We start from the raw sequence: 26,387 nt of genomic DNA on the forward strand, positions 1-26,387 counted from the left end.
TCAGACCGGCGCGAATCATATCACACGCCCTCCAGCTGCGCGGCGAGCGCCAGGTAGTGGTGATGCAGGCCGGCGACCTGCCCCAGCAACTGCGGCAGGTCGCCGCTGTTGTCCACCACGTCATCCGCCGCCGCCAGGCGGTCGGCTCGCCGGGCCTGCACCGCCATGATGGCCCGCACCTGGCAGGCCTCGAGGCCGCTGCGGCCGACCACGCGCTCGACCTGGACTTCCTCCGGACAATCCACCACGCACAGCCGCTGCACCCGTCCGCGGTAAGTCCCGGACTCGATCAGCAACGGCACCACCAGCACCACGTAGGGCGCCTGCGCCTCCCGGCACTGGCGGTCGCTCTCTTCGCGGATCATCGGGTGGAGAATGCCTTCGAGCCGCTTGCGCACGTCAGGGTCCTCGAAGGCCAGCACGCGCATGGCGGGGCGATTCAGGGAACCGTCCTCGGCGATCACCCCGGCGCCGAAAGCGTCGCGGATCGCCGCCATCGCGGCTCCGCCTGGCGCGGTCAGCGCGTGGGCGATGCGGTCGGTGTCGACGACGGCCGCCCCCAACTCGGCAAAGAGATCGGCCGCCACACTCTTGCCGCTGCCGATACCACCGGTCAGCCCGACGACGAAGACATGTTCGCTCATGGGGTGCACTCGAGACGATTGACGCCACGCAGGCGTTCGGAAAGATCGCTGACCACGGTGGCCAGCGTATCGCTGGGCCCGCGCACTTCGAGACGGGAGGCGCCCCCCCCACGCGCCAGCACCTGGACGCCGCGAACCCCCTTCTCCTTCAGAGCTTCCAGCTGACGGCTGGCCGCTGCCTCGCTCTTGTAGAGGCCCAGGGAGATCGCAAACTGGCTCGGCCCGGCTTCCTGCATGACGAAAAGGTCGGAGACACCGAGCTTGCGCAACTCGGCAGCCTTCTTGTCCGCGGCATCCTTGCTGCCCTGCGATGGAACATGCACCCACCAGGACGACGGCGCCTCACCGCGGCCCTCGGTCAGCTTGAAGCCAGAGCCGGCCTTGGCGATACGCGCCGACAACTCCCGCGCCTGATCGGCACTCAGGCCACTGAAGATCACGCAGGCCTGCGGTGCGACCTCCTGGGCGGGCGCTTCCTCGACCTTGCTCTCCACCGCCGGCGGCGGCACTACCGGCGCGGGCGCCCGCCGGACCGGCGGGCGCGGCTCCTCGCCGACCAGACGGATTCCGTCCGGGTTCAACTGGTTGCTCAGCCGCTCCGGCTCCCCATGATGGAGCTCTCCGCCCAGCCAGCCCTTCCACAGGGACAGGGCGAGCAGATTGGCAAACAGCAGGACGATGACGAACACGCGCAATGGGGCCATGTCCGCAAGACTAACGTATCCGCCGCACGCGGAAAAGGCACCCGCCATAGGCGGAACGGCGCACAGCGCCTCAGGCTCCGGCCAGCATGCGGACGAGGCCCTCGAGAACGAGGTTGTCCACAACGCGCACCGGGCATTCGAGATGCGGCGCCAACGTCGCTGCCGCGCCGCCATTGAGCAGGCAAACGGCATCCGCTTCGCTGGCGACGAGGCGGAACATGCGCTCAATGGCCCCGAGCTGGGCCTGCAGGCAGCCGCTGACGATGGCGTCCGCCGTCCGCCGTGGCGCCGTTACGAAGCGACCATCCGAATACGGAAGCTGGGCCGTGTCGCGGGCCAGGGACAGGCGCATCAGATCCAGCCCGGGCAGGATTACGCCCCCGTGGAAGACACCCGTGGCATCGAGCACGTCCGCCGTCGTGGCGGTGCCCGACGTCACTACCAGCGCCCCGCCGGCATGCAGAGCGTGGGCGCCGACGAGGGCCGCCCAGCGGTCCGCGCCAAGACGGGCCGGCTCCATATAGCGATTGACGACCCCGTGGCCTTCAGCCTGCGGCCGGATCCACGCGGCGCTCACTTGGCGGGTGGCGAGCATCGCGCCAAGCCGTCCACCGACAGTGGCACCCGCCACATTGGCGCCGAGCATGCGGCGGATCGGCCCGAAGCCAGCCAGCACATCGGCAAAACCGTCAAGAGCGGTCAGCAGCACCGCCCCCTGCCCCTGCCAGTCCGCACCGTCATGGAGCCCCCACTTGAGGCGGGTATTGCCCACGTCAAGCAACAGATCCATCAGGCCATCCTCAGGGAAACGTCGCCCGACAGCACCCGACGCACGCCATCCGCGGTCTGCAATAGCAAGGCACCATCCTCGTCCACGCCCAGGCAGGTCCCGGCCAGCTCCTCGGCCTCGCCGAGGATGCGTACCGGCAGATCGGCAAAGGCATTCCGCTGCTGCCAGGCACCGCGCAGCGCGCCAAAACCGGCGGCGGCATAGATGTCGAGCAGACGTTTCAAGTGAACCAGCACCACACCGAGCAATTGGCCCGGCCCCGGCTGCTGCCCCAGACAGGCTGCCAGATCGGTCACGCCGGTCGGATAGTCGACGCCGGCATCCGGCGGCAGGCGCCGGTTGATCCCGATCCCGATCACCGCGGCCGGCGTTCTGCCACGCCCCGGCAACAACTCGATCAGGATGCCCGCTAGCTTGCGGCCATGGATCAGCACATCGTTGGGCCATTTGAGCTGCACGCCCTCCACGCCGAGATCCTCCAGCGCCCTCACCACGGCCAGGCCGGCCACCAGAGACAGACCGGCGGGCACCGGCGCCCCCTGCTCGAAGCGCCACAGGGCCGAGAATGTCAGGCTGGCCCCAGGCCACGACTGCCAGACCCGGCCACGGCGGCCTCGCCCGGCCGTCTGCACGTCGGCGGCCAGCACGTGTACGCACCCATCGTCCGGCGGCGGGTCGGCCAGCAGGCGGCTGTTGGTGGAGTCGCACTCTGGCAGGAGCACCACGGAAAACCCGGCGGCGTCACCGCCTAGGGCGGCAGCCACCTCGGCCCCGTCGAGGGCCTCGTAAGCGGAATGGTCCACGGATTACTACCCGGCTGTTGAAAACAAGCGGGCCATTATGAGCCAAGGCAGGAAAGCTGAGAAACGGCAGCGGCAATCCGGCCGCAGCGGAGCCGCGCCGGATTGCCGCTTTATCCGAGAGGGAGACGACCACCTCCCCGTCAGGCACGGGGCCCGGTGGAGCCCCCCGCCCGCTCAGGCGTGGTCGGACTCTTCGAGCCCGAGCTCCTGGATCTTGCGGGTAATCGTGTTACGGCCGATACCCAGCAGCTGGGCCGCCTCGATCCGGCGCCCACCGGTCGCGGCCAGCGCACGGCGGATCAGGATCCGTTCGAAGTCCCGGCTCAGGCGGTCGAAGACCTCGCCCGGGTTCTGCGCCAGCACCCGGTCTGCCTCCGCCATCAGCGCATCGCCCCAGTTGGCCGGCTGCTCGCGGGTCGGCTGGTCCTTCAGTTCGGGCGGCAGGTCCACGACCTCGACGGTCTGGCCGGGCGCCATCACCGTGAGCCAGTGGCACAGGTTTTCCAGCTGACGCACGTTGCCGGGGAAGTCGAGGCTCTGCAGGTACTTCAGCGTCGCGTCGGACAGGCGCTTGGCTTCGACACCCAACTCCTGCGCCGACAGCGCGATGAAGTGCTTGGCCAGCGGCGGAATGTCTTCACGCCGCTCACGCAGCGGCGGCAGGCGCAGGCGGATCACGTTCAGGCGATGGAAGAGATCCTCACGGAACAGGCCCTGGCGGACACGATCCTCCATGTTCTGGTGGGTCGCGGCGATGACCCGCACATTGGCCTTGATCGGCTGATGCCCGCCAACCCGGTAGAAGTTGCCGTCGGACAGAACGCGCAGCAGCCGCGTCTGCAGCTCGGCCGGCATGTCGCCGATTTCGTCGAGGAACAGCGTACCGCCTTCCGCCTGCTCGAAACGCCCGCGGCGCATGGTCTGCGCGCCGGTGAAAGCGCCCCGTTCGTGACCGAACAGTTCGGACTCGAGCAGATCCCGCGGGATCGCCGCGGTATTGATCGCGATGAAGGGCGCGTCCCGGCGCGGGCTGTGGCGGTGCAGCGCGCGCGCCACCAGCTCCTTGCCGCTGCCCGACTCGCCGTTGATGAGGACGGTCGCATGGGACTGGGACAGACGGCCGATGGCGCGGAAGACCTCCTGCATCGCCGGCGCCTGGCCGAGGATCTCGGGCACCGCGCTGAGCACCTCTTCGGTGCCAGCCTGGTGGGCACTTTCGTCGATCGCCCGACGTACCAGCTCGACGGCCTGATCCACGTCGAAAGGCTTGGGCAGATATTCGAAGGCGCCGCCCTGGAAGGCCGCCACAGCGCTGTCCAGATCGGAGTAGGCGGTCATGATGATGACCGGCATGTGCGGGAAACGTGCCTTGACCTTGCTCAGCAGGGCCAGACCCGATTCCCCGGGCATCCGGATGTCGGACAGCAGCACACGGGGCGGCTGGGACACGCCCTCCAGTGCAGACATAACCTCACTGGCGGTACCGAAGCTCTTGTACGGAATCTCCTCCCGAGCCAGGGCCTTTTCGAGAACCCAACGGATCGAGCGGTCATCATCAACTATCCAGACGGCTGCATTCATATCATTCACGCGCACAAGAGTGAAACATGGCAGTGCTCTGCCTTAAACTTAATGCACCATTATGGTGCATTTTCTATACAACCCCTAGCCATCCGCATCCCGCGTGATGGGCAGGAAGACGGTAAAACAGGTCCGCCCCGGACGGGAGTCCACGTCGATAGCCCCCTGGTGCTGATCGATGAAACTCTGCGCCAGGGAAAGGCCCAGACCGCTGCCGTTCTCGCGTCCGGATACCAGCGGATAAAAGATCTTGTCGCGGATCTCTTCCGGCACCCCCGGCCCGTTGTCGATGACCTGCAACTGCAATGCCAGCTTGAAACGGCGCTTGGCCAGCGTGATCTGCCGGGCCGCGCGGGTGCGCAGCACGATCTCCCCTTCCCCCTGCATGGCCTGGGCGGCATTGCGGGCGATGTTGAGAATGGCCTGAATCAGCTGCTCCCGATCACCGGTGATGTAGGGCAGGCTGGTGTCATAGTCGCGGCGCACCTCGACGGACGGGAATTCCGCCAGGATCAGACGCCGCACGCGCTCCAGCACGTCATGGGGATTGAGCTGGGACGGCTGCATCATGCGGTGGGACGTGAGCAGGCGGTTCATCAGGTCCTGCAGGCGGTCCGCCTCGGCGATGATGACCTGCGTGTATTCCCGCAACTGGGGATCGTCCAGTTCCCGCTCCAGCAACTGGGCCGAACCACGAATGCCGCCGAGGGGATTCTTGATTTCGTGGGCCAGGTTACGGATCAGTTCCCGATTCGCCTGCTGCTGGTGCGCCAGCTGTTCTTCCCGCGCCACTTTAAGGTGCGCATCCATCGGACGGAACTCCAGAAGGAGGCGCGCGCCCGCCGCTTCCACGGGCGTGACGGTGCAATCCAGGTGCAGGGCCACCATACCGGGACGGCTGACGGTCAGGTTATGTCCCGTGTAACTCCAGTTATCCCGCAAGACGTTGTTCAAGGCGCTGTCGAGCCCGGCGGGCTCCCCGAGCAGGCGCCGCAGGGAGTAACCAACGATCTTCCGGCTGCTGACGGCAAACAGGTTCTCCGCCCCCGGATTGAGGTAGCGGACCACGAATTCGTCGTCGATCAGGACGACTGCTGAAGACAGCAGCTCGAGACCGGCGAAGGCGGGGGGCGTTGTGTCGAGCTGATCGTTTTGCATACGAGGGCCCAATGCAAGAAGCAGACCAGGCGAGCATACGGCATCCTGCCCACCCTCGCCCCATCCGGACTCAGCGCAAATTGGAGATCTCGCGCTTCAGCGCCTCTACGTTGCGCTCGTGTAGCTGGATCTTGTCCAGCAGGGACTGACGATCCCCCGACCCGCGACGGGAAGCGTCCAGCTCCGTCAGCTGCCGGGTGGCCGCATCGAATGCCCCCTTCTCGGTATTCAGCTCATCTTCCAGGATACGGCGGCGATCCGTGTCACGCGTCTTCTGCGTACCGGCATCGACCCGGGGAAAACCCGCAGCCGAACCACCGGAAGCACCACCCGGGGGCGCCGATTGGGCTGCTGGACGCATCGCCCCCGACACGGACGACACTGCCTGGTCGCGGGCAAGCACGCTGCACCCTTTGGCGGTCGTCCTGCTGTTGGTATAGGTCACATGACCCGCTTCATCGACACACTTGAAGATGTCGGCACGCGCCAGCGGCGAACACAGCAATGCGGCCAGCACCAAGGCTATTCGTAGACTCATCGTCGGTACAGTGGAAACCGGAAGCGGCAGCTAGTTTAGGGGCCGGGCGGGACAAACACAAACCCGGACCCCGGAAACGAAAAAAGGACGGGAATGATCCCGTCCTTCTTCAACGCAGCAACCGGCCAGCATGCTGACCGGCTCCGATCCAAAGATCAGATGGCGTAGTACATCTCGAACTCGACCGGGTGCACTTCGACGCGCAGACGGTTCACTTCTTCGCTCTTGAGGGCGATGAAGGAGTCGATGAAGTCATTGCTGAACACGCCACCACGGGTCAGGAACTCGCGGTCCTTGTCCAGGGCTTCCAGAGCCTGTTCGAGGCTGGAGCAGACGGTCGGGATGAGCGCGTCTTCTTCCGGCGGCAGGTCGTACAGGTTCTTGTCGGCGGGGTCGCCCGGGTGGATCTTGTTCTGGATGCCGTCGAGGCCGGCCATCATCAGCGCGGCGAAGCACAGGTAGGGGTTCGCGCCCGGATCCGGGAAACGGGTCTCGATGCGGCGAGCCTTGTCACTGTTGACGAACGGGATACGGATGGAAGCGGAACGGTTCTTGGCGGAGTAGGCCAGCTTCACCGGAGCTTCGTAGTGGGGCACCAGACGCTTGTAGGAGTTGGTCAGCGGGTTGGTGATCGCGTTCAGGGCACGGGCGTGCTTGATGATGCCGCCGATGTAGTACAGGGCGGTCTCGGACAGGCCAGCGTAGCCGTTGCCGGCGAACAGGTTCTTGCCGTCCTTCCAGATGGACTGGTGCACGTGCATGCCGGAACCGTTGTCGCCAACGATGGGCTTCGGCATGAAGGTCGCGGTCTTGCCGTACTGGTGAGCGACGTTCTGGACGATGTACTTGGTGATCTGGGTCTGGTCGGCACGACGCACCAGGGTGTTGAACTTGGTGCCGATTTCGTTCTGGCCAGCGGTCGCTACTTCGTGGTGATGCACTTCAACCGGCACGCCGCAGGCTTCGAGAGCCAGACACATGGCGGCACGCATGTCGTTAAAGGAATCGACCGGGGGAACCGGGAAGTAGCCGCCCTTCACAGCGGGACGGTAGCCGGTGTTACCGCCTTCGAACTTGATGTCGGAAGACCAGGCACCTTCTTCGGAGAAGATCTTGTGGTAGGCGCCGGACATGCCGACCTTCCACTCGACGGAGTCGAAGATGAAGAATTCGGGTTCGGGGCCGAAGAAGGCGGTATCACCAATGCCGGAAGACTTCAGGTAAGCCTCGGCGCGGTTGGCGATGGAGCGCGGGTCGCGGTCATAGCCCTTGCCGTCGGCCGGGTCGATCACGTCACAGGTCAGAACCAGGGTGGTCTCGTCGAAGAACGGATCGATGTAGGCGGTGTTGGGGTCCGGCATCAGCAGCATGTCGGAGGCCTGAATACCCTTCCAGCCCGCGATGGAGGAACCGTCAAAGGCATGACCGCTTTCGAACTTGTCTTCATCGAAAGCACTGATGGGCACGCCGACGTGCTGTTCCTTGCCCTTGGTGTCGGTGAAGCGGAAGTCGACGAACTTGACTTCGTTCTCCTGGACGATCTTCATGACGTCTTGCGGGGTCATATAACTCACTCCTAACGGGTTGAAGCTGCTGCGCAGTGGATAAAGGTCAACTATTACGACAATTCAGTCGGCGGAACCAACAAGCAGCAAGCATGCCAGCACGCGATTGAAAACACTTCATTGTGCCATAAGGCTAATGCGCAAGGTTCTTAAAAAAACTCGCACCATATAAGTGCATATTTAATACAAATGCACCATTAAGGTGCAATTCTGCAAAGAAGTGAGATCTGCCCCCAGTGTGGCGATGCACCATTGCAGTAATTCCGCAGCCGCTGCTGCAGGCCTGCCAGCCGATCGGCATCGGCGCACCACTCGAAGGGCAGATACACCTCGGCCTCCACGCGTTCGCCGACGTAGTGGAAAACGGCTGGGGCAGCCTGCGGCACGTCGCCGAGCAGCGCATCGAGCTCGGCGACCAGTGCCTCCCGGCCAGGCAGCGCACGCCCCAGCGCGGCGATCTGATCCTCTTCGGTATCCACATGCACCAGCACGTCGAGTACGTCCTGGTGACCGCTACGCACCCGGTGGCGAGCCAGTTCAGCAATGCGGTGCCCTTCCGACACGCTGATCCGCGCATCCACGCGGACGTGGGCATCAACCAGCACCCGGTGGGCCATGCGGCGGGTACGCAGCTCATGAACGTCGATCACGCCGGGCGTCGTCGTCACCGTCTCGCGGATCCTGGCCACCTCGTCGGGCTGCACGCCGGTATCGATGAGCTCGCGCAGTGCCTCGTAGCCAAGCATCGCCCCCATGCGCAGGATCATGAAGCCGACCAGCGCCGCACCAAGAGGCTCGAGGAAACGGTAGCCGAGCAGGCTGCCGCCAATACCCACTGCCACCACCAGCGACGACGCCGCATCGGCGCGCGCGTGCCAGGCGTTGGCCACCAGCATCGGCGAACGCAGGCGCTGGGCCACCGCCAGCATGTAGCGGAACAGGCCTTCCTTGCCGGCCAACGTCAGCAAGGCCATCCACAGGGCCATCGGATGCAGCTGCGGCAAGGACTCCAGGCTCTGCAGGCGGACCGCCGCCGTCAGCAGGAAGCCCGCCCCCACGCCCGCCAGCACCAGCCCCAACACCAGCGACGCGGCCGTCTCGTAGCGCCCATGGCCATAGGGGTGCAATTCATCGGCGGGGCTCGCCCCGTGACGACTCGCGAACAGGACCAGAAAATCGCCGAGTAGGTCGGACAGCGTATGCATGCCGTCGGCCACCAGGCTCTGGGCATGGGAGATCAGGCCGACGGTGATCTGCAGCACCGTCAGCACGACATTGACGGCGACGCTGACCCAGGTTGCCTGCTGGGCCTGGCGGGCGCGGTCGGCGTCGAGGGCCTCGTCCGGCGCGGCGACGGGATGAGCTTCGAAAGACATGACTTGCAGCCCGTAGGGCCGGAGGTATACTCGCAAGCCCGCCATTCTAGCCGGATGTCCGCCATGGGAAAATTAAGCGAAACACTTGCCCTCGCGCAGGAACGCGGCCAAGGCCTGAACGTTCCCTACGCCGGTAGCCTCACGCCCAAGGAGGCCTGGGAAATTCTCCAGCTCGCCCCCGGCGCCCGGCTCGTGGACGTGCGCACGCGCGCCGAGTGGGACTGGGTCGGACGTGTGCCGGGCTCCGTCGAGATCGAATGGATGCTCTATCCGGGCAATGAACCGAATCCGCATTTTCTGGCCCAATTCAAGCGCCAGGTCGACCCGGAAGCGCTGGTGATGTTCCTGTGCCGCAGCGGCGCCCGCTCCAACGCGGCCGCCACGCTGGCCGCGGCGTCGGGTTTCACCAATGCCTACAACATCCTGGAAGGCTTCGAAGGCGACAAGGACGCCAACGGGCGCCGCAACGCGGTCGGTGGCTGGCGCCATGCCGGCCTGCCATGGAACCAGGGCTGAACCAACAGGACTCAATCGATGCAAGCCGTACCGATCAGTTTCGACCGTTTCAACACCCTCGCCGACGCCGACGCGCATGAGCGCATCCGCGCCGCACGCGCCCGCCTCGGCGACAAGGCCGTGCTGCTGTGCCACCACTACCAGCGCGCCGACGTGTACCAGTACGCCGACCTGACCGGCGACTCCCTCAAGCTATCGCGCCTCGCCGCCGAGACCGACGCCGAATACATCGTGTTCTGCGGCGTGCATTTCATGGCCGAAGTGGCGGACATCATGTCCAAGCCGCACCAGCAGGCCATCCTGCCCGACCTCGCCGCTGGCTGTTCGATGGCCGACATGGCCAACCTCGCCAAGGTCGAGCGCTGCTGGCGCGAGCTGGCCGAAGTGCTGGACACCCCCGACACGCTGATCACGCCGGTCACCTACATCAACTCGGCGGCCGACCTGAAAGCCTTCTGCGGCGAGCACGGCGGCATCGTGTGCACCTCCACCAACGCCCCGACCATCCTCGACTGGGCCTTCAAGCAGCGCGAAAAGGTGCTGTTTTTCCCCGACCAGCACCTGGGCCGGTGGACCGGCTTCAACAAGGGCATTTCCCTCGACGAGATGGTGGTGTGGGATCCCGACCAGGAATACGGCGGCCTCAGCGTCGAGCAGATCAAGAAGGCCAAGATCCTGCTGTGGAAGGGCCACTGCTCGGTGCACCAGATGTTCCAGCCGGCGCACATCATCAAGTTCCGCAACCAGTACCCGGACGGCAAGGTCATCTCCCACCCGGAGAGCGCGCTGGAAGTGTGCCGCCAGTCCGACTTCGTCGGCTCTACCGAGTACATCATCAAGATCGTCAAGGAATCCGCCCCCGGCACCCGCTGGCTGGTCGGCACCGAGCTGAACCTGGTGAACCGCCTCGCCGAGGAAGTGAAGCACGAAGGCAAGATCGTCCAGTTCATGGCGCCCACCGTGTGCATGTGCTCGACGATGCAGCGCATCGACCCGCAACACCTGGCCTGGACCCTCGAGAACCTCGCCGAAGGCAAGGTGGTCAATCGCATCACGGTGCCCGAGCACGAGGCCGCGCTGGCCAAGGTCGCCCTCGAGCGCATGCTCGCGGTATCCTGAGCGCATCCCTCGCCAGCCCACGACGGCGCCTGCGGGCGCCGTTTTGCATGGAACGGCGCGAGATGCGGCAAACCGGCGACAGGCGCAGAATGCAGGAAAAAAGGAGACCGCGATGAGCACCACGCTGCGCATCTGCACCTACAACATCCACAAGGGCTTCTCCCAGTTCAACCGTCGCCTGGCCATCCACGAACTGCGCGACCGGCTGCGCCTGCTGGGTGCCGACGTGGTGTTCCTGCAGGAAGTCCAGGGCATGCACCTGCGCCATGCCCGCCATCACCCCGACTGGCCGTCCTTGCCGCAACATGAATTCCTCGCCCGCGACGTATGGCAGCAGACGGCCTATGGCGGCAACGCGGTGTACGAGCACGGCCACCACGGCAACGCGATCCTCAGCCGCCACCCCATCCTGTCCCAGGCCAACCAGGACGTCTCCGACCACCGCTTCGAGAGCCGCGGCCTGCTCCACTGCGAGATTCGCGTCGACGGCGTGGCGCAGCCCGTGCATTGCATCTGTGTGCACCTGGGCCTCACCGCCGGCAGCCGGCGCCGCCAGATGGCGGCCCTGGTACAGCGCCTGGACACCCTGGCCCCGGACGGCTCACCGCTGATCATCGCCGGTGACTTCAACGACTGGCGCAACCACGCCGACGACTGTCTCACGGGGCCCCTCGGCGTAACCGAGGTCTTCACATCGATCCGCGGCCGCCCGGCGCGCAGCTTTCCAAGCACGCTGCCAGTGCTGCGCCTGGATCGCATCTACGTGCGCGGCTTCGCCGTCGATCGGGCCGAAGTGCATTACGGCGCCCCGTGGAGCCAGATTTCCGACCACGCGCCACTGACCGCCCAGATCCGCCCCCGCTGAAACACGCCGCCCCATGAGCACCACCTGGCTGCGCGGCAATGCGCTGACCCTGCTGGAGAACGGAACCGAGTTCTTTCCCGCGCTGCAGGCAGCCATCGATGACGCCCGCGACGAGATCCTCCTCGAGACCTACATTTTCGCCCACGACGACATCGGTCAGACGATCGCCACCGCGCTGATGCGCGCCGCCGCCCGTGGCGTCACCGTACGCCTGCTCGTCGATGGTTTCGGCAGCCGTGAGTTCGTCGCCGAGCACCTGGTGCCGCTAAGCGAAGCTGGCGTCCACGTGCTGATCTACCGCCGCGAGGTCGGGGCACTGCCGTTGCGCCGCCGTCGCCTGCGCCGCCTGCACCGCAAGCTGGCGGTCATCGACGGGCGCATCGCCTTCGTCGGCGGCATCAACATTATCAGCGACTACGAGGCGCCGAGCCTCGACGCGCCCCGCCACGACTATGCGGTGCGCGTCGAAGGCCCGCTGCTCGGCCCCATCCACGCCGGAGTGCGCCACGTATGGGAGTTGGTCGCCTGGGCATCCTTCCGCCAGCGCCTGCGCCTGCCGGCCAGCCCGCCCTTCATGCCGCAGCCCTGCGGCAACGTCGAGGCAGCCTTCCTGGTCCGCGACAACATCCGCCACCGGCGCGACATCGAAGACGCCTACCTGCTCGGGATTGCCAGCGCACGGCGCGAGATCATCCTCGCCAACGCCTACTTCCTGCCCGGCCGCCGCTTCCGTCACGCACTGCTGGACGCATCCCGGCGTGGCGTGATGATCACCCTGCTGGTTCAGGGGCTCGCCGATCACCCCCTTCAACAGCGCGCCACCCGTGCGCTGTACGGCCAGTTGCTGGCCGGCGGCCTGCGCATCGTCGAATATCATCGCAGCTACCTGCACGCCAAGGTCGCCGTCATCGACGGGCGCTGGGCCACCGTCGGCTCGTCCAACATCGATCCTTTCAGCCTGCTGCTGGCCCGCGAGGCCAATATCCTGGTCCGCGATGCCGGCTTCGCCGAGCGCCTGCGCAACCGCCTGCTCCGCGCGATCCGCGACGGCGGGCAGGAAATCTCCGCCGCCAGCTGGCAGCGGGGCCCCCGCCTGCAGCGCCTGCTCAACTGGGCATCCTACGGGCTTGTGCGTCTGATGATCGGCATCGCCGGCTATGGCAACCATCACTGAAAGCCGCCCATGCAGCGCCAGACGGCGCGGCAGCAGCTAACATACAGACCCTCCGAGTCCCCCAGCGATCATCCACCCATGTATTCCGCTCCCGCCTTCGAAGCCAAGATCTGCCCGCCCGACCAACTGCTCGAGCGGATCGCCTCGCTACCGCGCCCGCTGGTGTTCACCAACGGCTGCTTCGACATCCTGCACCGCGGCCACGTCACCTACCTGGCCCAGGCCCGCGCCCTCGGCGCGGCGATGGTCGTCGCCCTCAACAGCGACGACTCTGTGCGCCGCCAGGGCAAGGGCGACGACCGGCCTATCAACACGCTGCAGGACCGCCTGGCCGTGATGGCCTCCCTCGGCTGCGTCGACCTCGTCACCTGGTTCGACGAGGACACGCCGATCGCCCGCATCCTCGAATGCCGGCCCGACGTGCTGGTCAAGGGCGGCGACTGGGCGCCGGACCGTATCGTCGGCGCCCCCGAAACCCTGGCCCGCGGCGGCAGCGTGCATTCGATCCCCTTCGAGCACCAGCGCTCCACCACTGCGCTGCTCGAAAAGATCCGCCGCCTGTAGGCCGACCACGCGGCGGGCAATTATTTGCATATGCACTTTTGGTCTATTGAAGAGCGGCGGCGAACTCTAGAATGAATTAGAGAAACAATAACCACTTTCCTGACACGGAGAATCATCATGCGTATCGCCAATGACGTGACCGAACTGGTCGGCAACACCCCGCTCGTCAAGCTCAACCGCCTGGCCCCCGCCAATGGCGCGACGCTCGCCCTCAAGCTGGAGTACTTCAATCCAGCCCACAGCGTGAAGGACCGCATCGCCACGGCGATGATCGATGCCGCCGAAGCGGCCGGCAAGATCAAGCCCGACACCATCATCCTCGAGCCCACCTCCGGTAACACCGGCATCGGCCTGGCCATGGTCTGTGCCGCGCGCGGCTACAAGTGCGCCTTCGTGATGCCCGAGACCATGAGCCGCGAGCGCAAGCTGCTGCTCAAGGCCTACGGCGCCGAGCTGATCCTCACCCCGGGCCCCGAAGGCATGCCCGGCGCGCTGAAGAAGGCCGCCGAACTGGCCGCCGCCGATTCCCGCTACTTCATCCCGCAGCAGTTCGAGAACCCCGCCAACCCGGCCATCCACCGCCAGACCACCGCAGAGGAGATCTGGGCCGATACCGACGGCCAGGTGGACATCTTCGTGTCCGGCATCGGCACCGGCGGCACCATCACCGGCGTCGGCGAAGTGCTCAAGGAGCGCAAGCCGGACGTCAAGGTGATCGCCGTCGAACCCTCCGCCAGCCCGGTGCTGTCCGGCGGCCAGCGCGGCCCGCACCCGATCCAGGGGATCGGCGCCGGCTTCGTGCCGGCCATCCTCAACACCTCGATCTACGACGAGATCGTGCAGGTGCCTAACGACGCCGCCCTCGACACCGCCCGCAAGCTGGCCACCGAAGAAGGCCTGCTGGTCGGCATCTCCTCCGGCGCTGCCGTATGGGCCGCGCTGCAGGTCGCCGAACGCCCTGAGAACGCCGGCAAGCTGGTCGTCGTGATCATCCCGTCCTTCGGCGAACGTTATCTGTCCACGGTGCTCTACCAGCATCTGGAAGTCTGATCCTTCACTTCAGCGAGACCCCGGCTTGACGACCTTCGACTTCAGCACCGGCCCCCAGCGGGCCGGCTCCGACAGCATCAAGTGGCGCCGCTACGCCGGCCACGACGTGATCCCTATGTGGGTGGCGGACATGGACTTCGCCGCCCCGCCGCCGGTGCTGGAAGCTCTCCACACGCGCATCGACCATGGCGTGTTCGGCTATGCCGACCCGTGGCCCAGCGTTGCCGAGGCGGTCATCGACGGCATCGCCCGCGACCACGCCTGGCAGATCAAGCCGGAGTGGCTGGTGTGGCTGCCGGGGGTCGTCACCGGTTTCAACGTCGCGGTACGCGCAGTCGGCCAGCCAGGCGACGGGGTGTTCACCGCCACGCCGGTCTATCCGCCCTTTCTGCACGCGCCGGGCAATTTCGAGCAGCGCCTGGTCACCACGCCGCTGGTCCAGCACGGCACGCGCTGGGAATGGGACTGGAGCCGCACCGAAGCCGCCGTGGCCGACGGCGTGCGCCTGTTCATGCTGTGCAACCCGCACAACCCGGTCGGCCGCGTCTTCGACCGGGACGAACTCGGCCGCATCGCTGCGCTGGCCGAACGCCACGACCTCGTGATCTGCTCCGACGAGATCCACTGCGGCCTGGTCCTCGATCCCGCGACGCCGCACATTCCCATCGCCTCCCTCGACGAGTCCGTGGCCAAACGGACCATCACACTGATGGCCCCGTCCAAGACCTGGAACATCCCTGCCCTGTACTGCGCCTTCGCGATCATCCCCGACGCCGGCCTGCGCGCCCGCTACAAGCGCGCCATGGCCGGCATCGTGCCGCATGTGAATGTGCTCGGGCTGGCCGCAACCGAAGTCGCCTACCGGGACTGCGGCCCGTGGCGGGAAGCCCTTCTCGAGACGCTGCGCGCCAACGCGGCGCGCGTCGTGGACGTCATCAACCGCCTGCCGGGCCTGGCCACCACGCCCGTCGAGGCCACCTACTTGGCCTGGATCGACTGCCGCGCCTTCCTCGCCGCCCGTGGCATCGCCAACGCGACGGCCTTCTTCGAAGCCGCCGGCATCGGCCTGTCCGACGGCAAGGATTTCGGACAGCCGGGCTTCGTGCGCCTCAACTTCGGCTGCCCGCCGTCCCGCCTGGAGGAAGGCCTGGCACGCATCCAGCGCGCAGTAATTTCCTGACTCTCCTGATCTAGCGCAAGAATCACGGCGGCCCAACGCGCATACTGGGCGCGTTGCTTCCAGCAGCCGGAGGTTCTTGTGAGTACACTCCCTGCCACCCCGACCGCCGCCCTCGACGGTATCCTGCAGCGCCACGGTCATTATCCGACCGAGCTACTGCAGATCCTGATCGAAGCTCAGGATCTCGAAGGCTGGCTGCCTGCGCCAACCCTCACCCATATCGCCCGGTCGCTGCACATCCCGCGCAGCCGGGTCGAGGGTGTTGCCGGCTTCTACAGCTTCCTCTACACGCAGCCGGTCGGCCGCTACCGGGTGCTGTTCTCAGACAACATCACCGACCGCATGCTCGGCAATGCCGAGCTGATGGATGCTCTGTGCCGCAAGCTGTGGATCGAGCCCGGCAAGCTGTCGGAGGACGGCCTGGTAAGCATCGCCACCACCTCCTGCACCGGCCTTTGCGACCAGGGACCGGGCATGCTGGTCAACGGCCGTGCGATCGGCCAGCTGACCCACCGGCGCATCAACGAGATCGCCGAGCTGATCCGCCAGCAGCGCCCCCTCGACCTGTGGCCGGCCGAGTATTTCCAGATCACCGACAACATCCGCCGCAAGGACAGCCTGCTCAACCAGGACATGAAGCCCGGTGCGGCGCTGGCCGCCGTCATCGAGCTGGGTCGCGACGGCTGGCTGCGGGAGGTCCAGGTCTCCAACCTGCGCGGCCGCGGCGGCGCGGGTTTCGCCACTGCGGTCAAATGGGCCAGCGCGCGCAATGCGCCGGGCGAAACCAAAGTCATCGTCTGCAACGCCGACGAAGGCGAACCCGGCACCTTCAAGGACCGGGTGCTGCTCAACAGCTACGCCGACCTGGTCTTCGAGGGCATGACATTGGCCGCCTGGGCGGTCGGCGCATCGGAAGGCTTCCTGTACCTGCGCGGCGAGTACCGCTACCTACTGCCACAGCTGGAAGCCGTGCTGACCCGCCGCCGCGACGCCGGCCTGCTCGGCCACCGCATCCTGCACGAGCCCGGCTTCGACTTCGACATCCGCATCCACCTGGGCGCCGGCGCCTACGTGTGCGGCGAGGAAACGGCGCTGCTCGAATCCCTCGAAGGCAAGCGCGGCACGCCGCGGATCCGCCCACCCTTCCCTGTCACCAAGGGCTACCTGGGCCGCCCGACGGTGGTAAACAACGTCGAGACGCTGGCCAAGACCTGCCTCATCGCCCTCGGCGGTGGTGAAGCCTTCGCCGCCAGTGGCACCGCCCAGTCGGCCGGCACCAAGCTGCTGTCCATCTCCGGCGACTGCGCCGCACCGGGCATCTACGAATACCCCTTCGGCGTGCCCATCGCACGCATTCTGGAGGACTGCGGCGCCAGCGACACCCAGGCCGTACAGGTGGGCGGCGCGGCCGGCGTGTGCCTGGCCGGCTACGAGTTCCAGCGCCGCATCGCCTACGAGGACGTCCCCACCGCCGGCGCCTTCATGATCTTCGACGGCAGCCGCGACCTCTTCGACGTGGCCCGCGCCTTCGTGCATTTCTTCGCCCACGAGAGCTGCGGCTTCTGCACCCCGTGCCGGGTTGGCACTTCACTGCTGCAGGGCTTCATGGACAAGCTGGCCGACGGCCACGGTGCCAAGGCCGACCTGGCCGACATCGACTGGCTCGACCGCCTGCTGAAGAACGCCAGTCACTGCGGCCTAGGCAGCGCCGCGCCGAATCCGGTCATCGACACCCTGCAGAAATTCCGCCCTGCCTACGAGCGGCGGCTGGTGTCCCTCGACTTCGAACCGGCCTTCGACCTCGACGCCGCGCTGGCCGAGGCGCGCCAGCTCACCGCCCGCGACGACCCCGGTGCCCACCTGCACACCCACGAGGAGGAAGAAAAATGACCAAGCAGTTTCTCCTCGACGGCCAGCCGGTTCCCTTCGAGGACGGCCAGACCATCCTCGAAGCCGCCCGCAAGGCCGGCCACTACATCCCCAGCCTGTGCTGGCACCAGGACTTCCCACCCCACGGCAGCTGCAAGCTGTGCATCGTCAAGGCCGCCGGCCGCCACGTGTCCGCCTGCGCGACGCCGGCCAAGGAAGGCTGGGAGGTGGAGAGCAACACCCCGGAAATGAACGGCGAACGGCGCGGCCTGCTGCAGATGCTGTTCGTCGAGGGCAACCACTTCTGTCCGTCCTGTGAGAAAAGCGGCAACTGCGAGTTGCAGGCCCTCGGCTACGAGTACGAGATGCTCACGCCGCGCTTCCGCCACTTCTTCCCGGAACGCCCGGTGGACGCGTCCCACCCGGACATGCTGCTCGACTTCAACCGCTGCATCTTCTGCGAACTGTGCGTGCGCGCCAGCCGCGACGTGGACGGCAAGTCGGTGTTCGCACTGACCGGGCGCGGCATCCACAAGCACCTGGCGGTCAACGCGGAATCCGGCCGGCTGGCCGACACCGACTTCTCGAAGGACGACCTCGCCGCCCGCATCTGCCCGGTCGGCGTGATCCTGCCCAAGGGCCTCGGCTTCGCGGTGCCGATCGGTGAACGGACCTTCGATACCGAGACGATCCGTAGCCGGGCACTGAAGGAGGAGGAATCATGAGCCCGGCTCCCGCCCCTGCCCGCAAGCTGCGCGTCGCCACCACCTCGCTGGCCGGCTGCTTCGGCTGCCACATGTCCTTCCTGGACATCGATGAGCATCTTTTCGAACTGGTCGAACTGATCGAGTTCGACCGCTCGCCGCTGACCGACATCAAGGACGTCGGCCCCTGCGACATCGGCCTCATCGAAGGCGGCGTCTGCAACGCAGAAAACGTCCACGTGCTGCGTGAGTTCCGCCGCCACTGCAAGACGCTGATCGCCCTCGGCGCCTGCGCGGTGAACGGTGGCCTGCCAGCTCAGCGCAATCACCTGCCGTTGTCCGAATGCCTGCGGGAGGTCTACCAGTTCCGTCCCGGCCTCGAGAACGGGCAAATCCCCAACGACCCGGAGCTGCCGCTGCTCCTCGACCAGGTGCGGCCGATCCATGAGGTGGTCCGTATCGATTACTTCCTGCCCGGCTGCCCGCCGTCCGGCCCGGCGATCTGGAAATTCCTCACCGATCTGATCGCCGGCCGCACACCACGGCTGGCCGGCGGACTGCTGCACTACGACTGAGGTTCGCACCATGAGCTTCGAACTGGAAACCGCCGCCAACCGGGAGAGCCTGCGCCGGGTCGCCATCGACCCCGTGTCGCGGGTCGAAGGCCATGGCAAGGTCACGCTGCTGCTCGATAACGCCGGCCACGTGAAGGAAGCGCGGCTGCACATCGTCGAGTTCCGCGGCTTCGAGAAATTCATCCAGGGCCGTCCGTACTGGGAAGTGCCGGTGATGGTGCAGCGCCTGTGCGGCATCTGCCCGGTCAGCCACCACTTGGCTGCCGCCAAGGCCCTCGACCCGGTGGTCGGCGCCACGCGGATCACCCCCACCGCAGAGAAGATCCGCCGCCTGATGCACTACGGGCAGATCCTCCAGTCCCACGCACTGCATTTCTTCCACCTGTCGTCGCCGGACCTGCTGTTCGGCTTCGAGTCGCCAGTGCAGCAGCGCAACATCGTCGGCGTCGCCGCCGCCTATCCTCACGTGGCGAAGGAAGGCGTGCTGCTGCGCAAGTTCGGCCAGGAGGTCATCCGCGTCACCGCCGGCAAGCGCGTGCATGGCACCGGCGCGATCCCCGGCGGGGTGAACAAGTCCTTGAGCACCGACGATCGCAACCTGCTGCGCAAAGACGCCGATCAAGTGGTGAGCTGGAGCTGCGACGCGGTGCGCCTCGCCCGCCGCCTGCACGAGAGCAACGGCCCGCTGTACGACGAGTTCGGCCTGTTCCGCAGCCACCTGTTCAGCCTGGTGCGGGCGGATGGCGCGATGGACCTCTACGACGGCCACCTGCGCCTGCGAGACGCCCGCGGCCAGATCGTCCGCGACGGTATCCCCTGTGCCGACTACGACCAGCACATCGTCGAGGAAGTAAAGCCGTGGAGCTACATGAAGTTCCCCTTCATCCGCGAGCTCGGCCCGGCCAGGGGCTGGTACAAGGTCGGCCCGCTGGCCCGCGTGCAGAACTGCGACTTCATCCCCAGCCCGCTGGCCGAGGCGGAACGCCAGGACTTCATCGCCCGAGGCGACGGCGAACCCATCCACGCACCGCTGGCCTACCACTGGGCGCGCATGATCGAGATGCTGCACGCCGCCGAGGTCATCCGCGATCTGCTCGACGACCCGGATCTGCTGTCCGACGACCGCCTCGCCAGCGGCCCGAAAGGGCGCGAAGGGGTCGGCATCATCGAGGCGCCGCGCGGCACGCTGATCCACCATTACCGGGTCGGCGAGGACGACCTGGTCAGCTACTGCAACCTGATCGTGTCCACCACCCACAACAACCAGGCCATGAACGAGGCGGTGCGCCAGGTCGCCCGCCGCTACCTGGACGGCCGCCAGCTCACCGAAGGCCTGCTGAACCATATCGAGGTGGCGATCCGCGCCTTCGATCCCTGCCTGTCCTGCGCCACCCACGCGCTCGGCAAGATGCCGCTGGCCGTCGAACTGGTGGATGAAGACGGGCAACTCGTGGACCGGGCCGTCTGCGGAGGGTGAGACCTTGCGACTGGTGATTTTCGCCGTCGGCAACCCGTCGCGGGGCGACGACGCCCTCGGCCCGGCCTTGATGGCCGAGCTAGAAAACTGGAATGTGCCGGACGTACGGCTGGTCAGCGACTTCCAGCTGCAGATCGAGCACGCCCTCGATCTGGACGACCGGGATCTGGCGCTGTTCATCGATGCCGGTACGGGCACGCCGGCACCGTTCTCGTTCCGGGAGATCCGCCCCGCCCCCGACTACTCGATCACATCCCACGCGCTGTCGCCGGCCGCCGTGCTGTACGTGTATGAGGAAATCCGCCGGACACCGCCACCGGCTTTCGTGCTGTGCGTGCGGGGTGAGGATTTCCGGCTCGGCGAAGGCCTGAGTTCGTCAGCAAGATTACACCTGGCGGCGGCCCGGCATCACTTGCAGGCCTGTTTGGCGAGCATCGACCTGGAGCACTGGCGAAAACTGGCGAGCTAGCGGAAGCTGCGGGAAAAGACGATCAAGCCCGGTCCCGGTGACGATTACGTTCCGGTCTGCAGCGTGGCCGGTTCCCGCCGGCCCGCATATTCGCGGATCAGCACGGCGATCGCGCGTGCCGTTTCATCGGGCAGCACGACGCTGCCGCGCAGCTGGGCGGCCAGGATCAGGGTGCCGCCGTCATTCTTGCTACGGCAATCACGCACCAGCAGCAACTGGTCGCAGGGCACCTCGTGCCAGGCCGGCGAACGCGTGTCGATGGTGATGCTCAAGGCATCTTTCGTGGAGGCCAACCAGCCGCGGATCTCATCGGTGAAGGCGGCGCAGGACAAGACCCGTTCCGACTCGCCGCAACGGCTGAAACCGCTGGCCCACACCAACTCCTCCTGAAGGCTGGAGCCATCCGGATGCAACACCCCGATGGCGATCCGTTCCGCATCGAGGGCACGCAGCAACTGCCGCAGCGCGCGCAGACTGGCGAAGCGCGCATCGTTGAGATGCCGCACCAGCGCCGCCCCGGTGATGGCCGCTTCGGTAACAAGGTCACCCACGGGCAACCTCATCTGACAGGTTCATTGATTCCCCTGGCTAAACATATCAGCCACGACCCCGATCCGGTCCGCGGCGCCTGGCCTGCCCCGGCTGAAGGTGGACAGGCGCGGCAGGCTTGACAACATCGAACGCGCACAATAACGACAAAAGCATAAACATGAAATATATCATTACTGTTAAATTCTACCGCACAATGAAAATTGTCACATAAGATCCTGACATATACGCCGCGTTCCCCTGCCTGAACGTCGCCCCAACGTCGCAGCATCGTCGTATATCGCGCACCGCACCTTGACCGATTTCAATTCCAGACAAACAGGATGGAATCCGGTTCCGGGCATCGACCGCCGGCGGCACGCAGCCGGGCCGCGTCTGTCATCCCCCCCGGCAAGCATCGGACTGCGGCAGCACCAAAAAAGACCGGCCCCGACAGCGCGGGTCTGTCGGGGCCGATCGATTCCTGTCCTGAAATTGCCCGGGAGCGTTCAGGCCCCTCGCACGCGCCGCTGCAAGGCCATGAGCTTGGCCTGCACATAGCCCTTGAGTTCCCGGAACGGCACCGGCTTCGAATACAGGATGACGTCCGGGGGCAATCCGCCCTGCTCAGCAATGTCTTCATCGGTCAGGCCGCTGACGACCACGATGTCGAGATCCTGCAATTGCGGGTCTGCGCGCAGGCGGCGGATCATCTCGAAACCGTCGATGCCGGGCATGCGGAGGTCGGTTATCAACAGATCCGGCGCCTCGCGACCGATCTCGAGCAAACCGTCGATGCCGCTGGAAACCAGGCGCACCTGCAGAGGCAGACCCCACGACGCGAAAGTATGCTCGTACAACTTCTGCAGGATTCGGTCATCTTCGGCCACCAGCACCTGCAGGGCACCGCCTGGCGCACGGGCCTGGGTCCCCTGCCCGCCCCCCGCCATCGCGCGGGCCCGGAACTCCTCGATGGAGCTCACGCGAATCCGGCGATGCCCACCCGCAGTCTTCCAACCCTCGAGCTGGCCGTTCTCGACCATCTGCTGAACGGTCCCCAAGGACAAACCCAGGCGCTGGGCAGCTTCGGAGGTACTGCAATATTCCTTTTCAGGAGATTCGGGCGTGGCGGCCATGGATCAATAGGGTAATACGACGGCGGTTGCAAAAGATCTTATCAGTTTAGACGGACATGACGAAAAGCTCACGACCAGTACGCCGGAAATGGGCGTAGGATCGCCGGTCCGCAGGATTTGAAGAGATCACCCTAAAAAATCGTCTCCGTGCATATGCCACCCCGCCCCCGTTCGCCATTGTCATGTTCAACATGACAGCGGGCACCTTCAGACAGGCGTACGGCAAGGTCGGGGACACGAGCACGAAAGCGTTGAAAAGACTGGCTTTGTCACGTCAGAACTCACCGCTTCGCATGCTCGCTGGTTCGTATTCACGACAAGGCGTCGGAATTATGACCCACTTGTCGACGTTCGCAAAATCACCGTGCGGAAAGTGGCCGCTTGCACCGGCAAACCGTACGGATGTTAGGCTGCCGCCCTCTCAAGCGAAGACGGATACCCGAGTGTGCTAATGCACGCAGATCGAAGCGGCCGGATGGGCGCATTTTCCGGGCTTATGCTTACCGCATGGGCCGGCTGGCTGGGCCTGGGTTTCACCCTTCTCGGCTCACCCGGCAGCGGAGCCCTCATCGGCTTCGCACTGGCAGGCGCCAGCCTGCTGGCGGCCAACACCCGCTGTCCACGGCAGGGAACGCTGCAGACCCTGCTGGCCGTCGCCCTCGGCACCCTGGCCGCCCTGAGCCTACTGCGCGCGCTGCAGACGGCCTCCCCGCCGACCAGCCTGCCGTCACCAACCAACGCCATCGCGCTGGCCCTCGCGGCCGTCATGTTGGCCGGCCTCCCGAAGGCCAGGAGCCAGCTCCCGCACCTCGCACTGCAGTTGCTGCTGCAGTGGCTGTGTCTTCTGATCCTGCTCGGCAGTGCCGCCCAAGTACTGAACGGCATCGTCGGATTCGACCTCTTCGATTTCGCCGGACGCCACTTTGCCCTCGACTGGGCATCCGCGCTGGCCCTGGCGATCCTCGCCGTGGGCCTGGGACTGACCCTGCTGAACCAGCCCGGGCTGCGCAATTTCTACCGCCACCGCCAGGACCGGCAGGTGCTCGCCGTGGGCAGCGCCATGCTGCTGATCGCAGCCATCGCGGCCTGGCTGATCGGCGTGGGCACCTTCGCCGGCCAGACCCTGTCCCTGTTCCACCACACCCTGCAGTCCGCCCTGCGCGCCAACATGAGCGTCCTCGGCAGCACGATCCGTCACGCCGCAACAGCGGCGGAACAGGGCATCCAGCTGGCCCGCACGGAAAACCTCGTGCGGCTCGGGATCGGCGGCCCGGTGCTGCACACCGAACTGCAGCGCATCCTGATCAGCGGCCAGGCCTCGGGCCTGAAAGCCCTGTGGGTCACGGGCGCCAACGGCCGGATCCTGGCCAGCACGGGCGAGCGTTCCAGCGTCGAGCTCAATCGCCAGCGCATCGACCACCGCACCTGGCTGTTCTGGAACGACGCCTACTGGATCGAAGTACGCATCCCGGTCGGCACCGGCACCCTCATGCCCAACGAGATCGTGGTCCAGGCGCGCCTGGACAGCCTCACAGATGTCCTTAACCACTCCGACAACCTCGGTCATTCCGGCGAGCTTGTCGTGTGCAGATCAAGCGGTCCGAATGTCGACTGCTTCCCGACCCGCCTGACCCCTTACGTTTTCAGCGCACCCAAACTTGTTGATGGTGAACGGATCCCTGCCTCCCGCGCGTTGGACGGTGAACACGGCTTCGGCCTGTCCCGCGACTACCGGGGCAATGCCGTGCTCGCCGCCTACGCGCCGCTGCCCGAATTCGGGCTTGGCATCGTGCAGAAACTGGATACCGGCGACATCCACGACCTGTTGCTCGAACAGTTGCGCATCTCCGCGCTGCTGATCGGCATGCTGGTGCTGGCCGGCTCAGTGCTCCTGTACAGCCGCATCAGCCCGGCGGTCAGCAAGCAGGCCCGTACCCGCCTGCACCTCAGCAAAGCGCAACACATCGGACGCATCGGCAGCTGGGAATACGACATCGCCAGCGGCACGCTGGCATGGACCCAGGACGCCGCCGAAGTACTCGGCCTCGGCCCGGCAGCGGACCTGTCCACCCTCGACGCAGTCTTCGCGCACATTCCCCGCGAACAGCACCAGGACGTCAGGCTGGCCCTCGGAGCCGCCCTCAATGGCGGCATGCCGCTGGACATCAAGCACCAGTTGAACATGGCCGACGGCAGCCGCCGCTGGGTACGCACGCAAGGCAAGGTATTCCACCGACCGGATGGGACCGCCCGCAACATCGTCGGTGTCACCCACGACATCACCGAGCACGTACGGGCCGAAGAAAAGATCCGCCGCCGCGACGTCTTCCTCAACGAGGCCCAGCGCATCGCCCACCTGGGCAGCTGGGAATGGCGCCTCGACACCGACGAACAGCTGTGGTCCGACGAGTGCTTCCGGCTGTTCGGCTATGAGCCGAACGAAGTTGCCGCGAGCCTGGAACAGTTCAAGCGCATGGTCGTACCGGCCGACCTGCCCGCCGTCCTCGCCCACGTGAACACCGTCATCACGACCCGTCAACCGTGCTCCTACCAGATGCGCATCCGGCGCCCCGACGGCGAGATCCGCTACCTTGACAGCCACGCCGAAATCACCTCCGACGTCGACGGGCGCCGGCTGCGCCTGATCGGCACCAACCTCGACATCACCGAACAAGTCCGTGCCAAGAAACGGCTGGCCTACCTGGCGCGCCTCTATGCCGTGCTCAGCAAGGCCAACCAGGCCATCGTGCGGATCCGCGACAGCGCAGAACTCCTTCAGGCCCTGTGCCGCATCATGGTCGAGGATGGCGGGCTGGTGATGGCCTGGAGCTGCCGGATGAAGGACGGCCAGCCCACCCACATCACCCACTGGGGCCACGAAGACGGCTACATCCAGGCGGCGCTGGCGATCTATGCAAGCCTGACGGACGCCCGGGGCCCCACCCAGCGCGCTTCCCTAGAAGGCCGCCACGTGCTGTGCGACGACATTGCCACCGATCCGGCCATGGAACCCTGGCGCGGCCCCGCGCTGCGCCGCGGCTACCGTTCGTCGGCAGCCTTCCACATCCGCCACCAGGACGAAATCACCCTCTTCAACCTGTACGCACCGGAGCCCTACTTCTTCACAGCGGAGATCGTCACCCTCCTCGACGACCTGTGCCAGGACGTGGCCTTCGCCTTCGACGCCGCCCACCAGAACGCCCAGCGCCAGAAGGCCGAAGCCGAACTGCGCCAGCTCAACGAAGAACTGGAATGGCGAGTCGCCGAGCGGACCCGCGCGCTGGAGGACGCGAACCGCGAGCTCGAATCCTTCAGTTCCGCGGTATCCCACGACCTGCGCGCCCCGCTGCGCGGCATCGACGGCTTCAGCCAGGCCCTGCAGCGCCGCTACCAGGACCGCCTCGACGACGCCGGGCGCGATTACCTCGACCGCGTACGGCGCGCAGCCCAGCGCATGGGACGACTCATCGACGACATGCTCAAGCTGTCCCGCGTGGCCCGCGGCCCCGTTCATCGCCAGCAGGTGGATCTGAGCGCCCTGGCCCACCAGATCCTGGATGAACTGCAACGCAACGATCCGGAGCGCCACGTCGAAATCCAGGTTCAGGACGAGCTGACCGTCTTCGGCGACGCCGGCCTGCTGCGCATCCTGCTCGACAACCTGCTCGGCAACGCCTGGAAGTTCACCCGCCACACACCCCAGGCGCAGATCCGCTTCGGCAGCCGGACGGAAGAGCAAGGCCAGGAGTTCTTCGTCGCCGACAACGGCGCCGGCTTCGATCCCGCCTACGCCCGCAAGCTGTTCAAGGAGTTCCAGCGCCTGCATGCGGAGAGCGAGTTCGAAGGCACCGGCATCGGCCTTGCCACCGTCGAGCGGGTCGTGCGCCGCCACCAAGGCAGGGTATGGGCCGAAGGGGCCGTCGGTGCCGGCGCGACGATCCACTTCACCTTGCCGCAGCGGGAAAGCGCAAGGGACAATAAGGCCTGATGCCCCACCGCCAC

At 66.2% G+C, this 26,387-nt stretch carries 24 protein-coding genes; 13 read left to right on the forward strand and 11 right to left on the reverse strand.

Features of this window, described 5'->3' with window-relative positions; all coding sequences use genetic code 11:
- Positions 1 to 20: 20 nt before the first annotated feature.
- From coaE to AC3QL2_RS07700, 9 genes are all read right to left on the reverse strand, one after another.
- Positions 21 to 644: a dephospho-CoA kinase gene (gene coaE / locus AC3QL2_RS07660; RefSeq protein ID WP_493235341.1), complete on the reverse strand. Its 624-nt coding sequence runs from the start codon at positions 642 to 644 to the stop codon at positions 21 to 23.
- Positions 641 to 1,348, reverse strand: coding sequence for an SPOR domain-containing protein (locus tag AC3QL2_RS07665; protein WP_493235342.1), 708 nt, complete (start codon positions 1,346 to 1,348; stop codon positions 641 to 643). Before AC3QL2_RS07665 ends, coaE begins: the two co-directional genes overlap by 4 nt.
- Positions 1,349 to 1,418: 70 nt before the next feature.
- Positions 1,419 to 2,138, reverse strand: a complete 720-nt coding sequence (locus tag AC3QL2_RS07670) for a type III pantothenate kinase (RefSeq protein WP_493235343.1) — start codon at positions 2,136 to 2,138, stop codon at positions 1,419 to 1,421.
- Positions 2,138 to 2,941 (reverse strand): biotin--[acetyl-CoA-carboxylase] ligase, encoded by an 804-nt coding sequence (locus AC3QL2_RS07675; protein WP_493235344.1) that lies wholly within the window; start codon positions 2,939 to 2,941, stop codon positions 2,138 to 2,140. The genes AC3QL2_RS07670 and AC3QL2_RS07675 overlap by 1 nt, the downstream gene beginning before the upstream one ends.
- 174 nt (positions 2,942 to 3,115) lie before the next feature.
- Positions 3,116 to 4,522, reverse strand: a complete 1,407-nt coding sequence (gene ntrC / locus AC3QL2_RS07680; RefSeq protein ID WP_493235345.1) for a nitrogen regulation protein NR(I) — start codon at positions 4,520 to 4,522, stop codon at positions 3,116 to 3,118.
- 84 nt (positions 4,523 to 4,606) lie between these two features.
- On the reverse strand, positions 4,607 to 5,680 hold the full coding sequence (gene glnL, locus AC3QL2_RS07685) for a nitrogen regulation protein NR(II) (RefSeq protein WP_493235346.1): 1,074 nt from the start codon (positions 5,678 to 5,680) through the stop codon (positions 4,607 to 4,609).
- Between the two features lie 70 nt (positions 5,681 to 5,750).
- Positions 5,751 to 6,197, reverse strand: a complete 447-nt coding sequence (locus AC3QL2_RS07690) for a DUF4124 domain-containing protein (protein ID WP_493235379.1) — start codon at positions 6,195 to 6,197, stop codon at positions 5,751 to 5,753.
- A gap of 176 nt (positions 6,198 to 6,373) precedes the next feature.
- Positions 6,374 to 7,783, reverse strand: coding sequence for a type I glutamate--ammonia ligase (gene glnA / locus AC3QL2_RS07695; RefSeq protein ID WP_493235347.1), 1,410 nt, complete (start codon positions 7,781 to 7,783; stop codon positions 6,374 to 6,376).
- 197 nt (positions 7,784 to 7,980) lie between these two features.
- Positions 7,981 to 9,159 (reverse strand): cation diffusion facilitator family transporter, encoded by a 1,179-nt coding sequence (locus tag AC3QL2_RS07700; RefSeq protein ID WP_493235348.1) that lies wholly within the window; start codon positions 9,157 to 9,159, stop codon positions 7,981 to 7,983.
- Between the two features lie 63 nt (positions 9,160 to 9,222).
- Here AC3QL2_RS07700 and AC3QL2_RS07705 point away from each other — a divergent pair, with 63 nt between their 5' ends.
- The 12 genes from AC3QL2_RS07705 (at position 9,223) to AC3QL2_RS07760 (ending at position 20,721) form a co-directional block, all read left to right on the forward strand.
- A complete protein-coding gene (locus AC3QL2_RS07705; RefSeq protein ID WP_493235349.1) occupies positions 9,223 to 9,675 on the forward strand; it encodes a rhodanese-like domain-containing protein in 453 nt (150 codons plus the stop codon).
- An 18-nt stretch (positions 9,676 to 9,693) separates the two neighbouring features.
- Positions 9,694 to 10,794 (forward strand): quinolinate synthase NadA, encoded by a 1,101-nt coding sequence (gene nadA / locus AC3QL2_RS07710; protein WP_493235350.1) that lies wholly within the window; start codon positions 9,694 to 9,696, stop codon positions 10,792 to 10,794.
- Positions 10,795 to 10,906: 112 nt separating this feature from the next.
- The gene (locus AC3QL2_RS07715; protein ID WP_493235351.1) at positions 10,907 to 11,659 is read left to right on the forward strand and encodes an endonuclease/exonuclease/phosphatase family protein; all 753 of its coding nucleotides are present in this window, start codon (positions 10,907 to 10,909) and stop codon (positions 11,657 to 11,659) included.
- Between the two features lie 13 nt (positions 11,660 to 11,672).
- Complete coding sequence (gene clsB / locus AC3QL2_RS07720) at positions 11,673 to 12,833, forward strand: cardiolipin synthase ClsB (protein WP_493235352.1); 1,161 nt, start codon at positions 11,673 to 11,675, stop codon at positions 12,831 to 12,833.
- A 78-nt stretch (positions 12,834 to 12,911) separates the two neighbouring features.
- The gene (rfaE2, locus tag AC3QL2_RS07725) at positions 12,912 to 13,397 is read left to right on the forward strand and encodes a D-glycero-beta-D-manno-heptose 1-phosphate adenylyltransferase (protein ID WP_493235353.1); all 486 of its coding nucleotides are present in this window, start codon (positions 12,912 to 12,914) and stop codon (positions 13,395 to 13,397) included.
- Positions 13,398 to 13,514: 117 nt separating this feature from the next.
- A complete protein-coding gene (cysK, locus tag AC3QL2_RS07730; RefSeq protein WP_493235354.1) occupies positions 13,515 to 14,447 on the forward strand; it encodes a cysteine synthase A in 933 nt (310 codons plus the stop codon).
- Positions 14,448 to 14,472: 25 nt separating this feature from the next.
- The gene (locus AC3QL2_RS07735; RefSeq protein WP_493235355.1) at positions 14,473 to 15,627 is read left to right on the forward strand and encodes a MalY/PatB family protein; all 1,155 of its coding nucleotides are present in this window, start codon (positions 14,473 to 14,475) and stop codon (positions 15,625 to 15,627) included.
- 78 nt (positions 15,628 to 15,705) lie between these two features.
- Positions 15,706 to 17,517 carry an NAD(P)H-dependent oxidoreductase subunit E gene (locus AC3QL2_RS07740; RefSeq protein WP_493235356.1) on the forward strand — a complete coding sequence of 604 codons (1,812 nt, stop codon included), beginning with the start codon at positions 15,706 to 15,708 and terminating at the stop codon, positions 17,515 to 17,517.
- Positions 17,514 to 18,221, forward strand: a complete 708-nt coding sequence (locus AC3QL2_RS07745) for a 2Fe-2S iron-sulfur cluster-binding protein (RefSeq protein WP_493235357.1) — start codon at positions 17,514 to 17,516, stop codon at positions 18,219 to 18,221. Before AC3QL2_RS07740 ends, AC3QL2_RS07745 begins: the two co-directional genes overlap by 4 nt.
- Positions 18,218 to 18,775 carry an NADH-quinone oxidoreductase subunit B family protein gene (locus AC3QL2_RS07750; protein WP_493235358.1) on the forward strand — a complete coding sequence of 186 codons (558 nt, stop codon included), beginning with the start codon at positions 18,218 to 18,220 and terminating at the stop codon, positions 18,773 to 18,775. Before AC3QL2_RS07745 ends, AC3QL2_RS07750 begins: the two co-directional genes overlap by 4 nt.
- A gap of 10 nt (positions 18,776 to 18,785) precedes the next feature.
- A complete protein-coding gene (locus tag AC3QL2_RS07755; protein WP_493235359.1) occupies positions 18,786 to 20,252 on the forward strand; it encodes a Ni/Fe hydrogenase subunit alpha in 1,467 nt (488 codons plus the stop codon).
- A 13-nt stretch (positions 20,253 to 20,265) separates the two neighbouring features.
- Positions 20,266 to 20,721: a hydrogenase maturation protease gene (locus tag AC3QL2_RS07760; protein WP_493235380.1), complete on the forward strand. Its 456-nt coding sequence runs from the start codon at positions 20,266 to 20,268 to the stop codon at positions 20,719 to 20,721.
- Positions 20,722 to 20,765: 44 nt separating this feature from the next.
- Here the strand turns inward: AC3QL2_RS07760 and AC3QL2_RS07765 are convergent, their stop codons facing one another.
- Both AC3QL2_RS07765 and AC3QL2_RS07770 read right to left on the reverse strand, forming a co-directional pair.
- Positions 20,766 to 21,272: a hypothetical protein gene (locus tag AC3QL2_RS07765; RefSeq protein ID WP_493235360.1), complete on the reverse strand. Its 507-nt coding sequence runs from the start codon at positions 21,270 to 21,272 to the stop codon at positions 20,766 to 20,768.
- Positions 21,273 to 21,758: 486 nt separating this feature from the next.
- Complete coding sequence (locus AC3QL2_RS07770; protein WP_493235361.1) at positions 21,759 to 22,385, reverse strand: response regulator; 627 nt, start codon at positions 22,383 to 22,385, stop codon at positions 21,759 to 21,761.
- Positions 22,386 to 22,881: 496 nt separating this feature from the next.
- On the opposite strand from AC3QL2_RS07770, the gene AC3QL2_RS07775 reads away from it, so the two are divergent.
- A complete protein-coding gene (locus AC3QL2_RS07775; protein ID WP_493235362.1) occupies positions 22,882 to 26,373 on the forward strand; it encodes a PAS domain-containing sensor histidine kinase in 3,492 nt (1,163 codons plus the stop codon).
- Positions 26,374 to 26,387: the final 14 nt, after the last annotated feature.

The organism is Zoogloea sp. GW822-FHT05C07, from assembly GCF_058800215.1.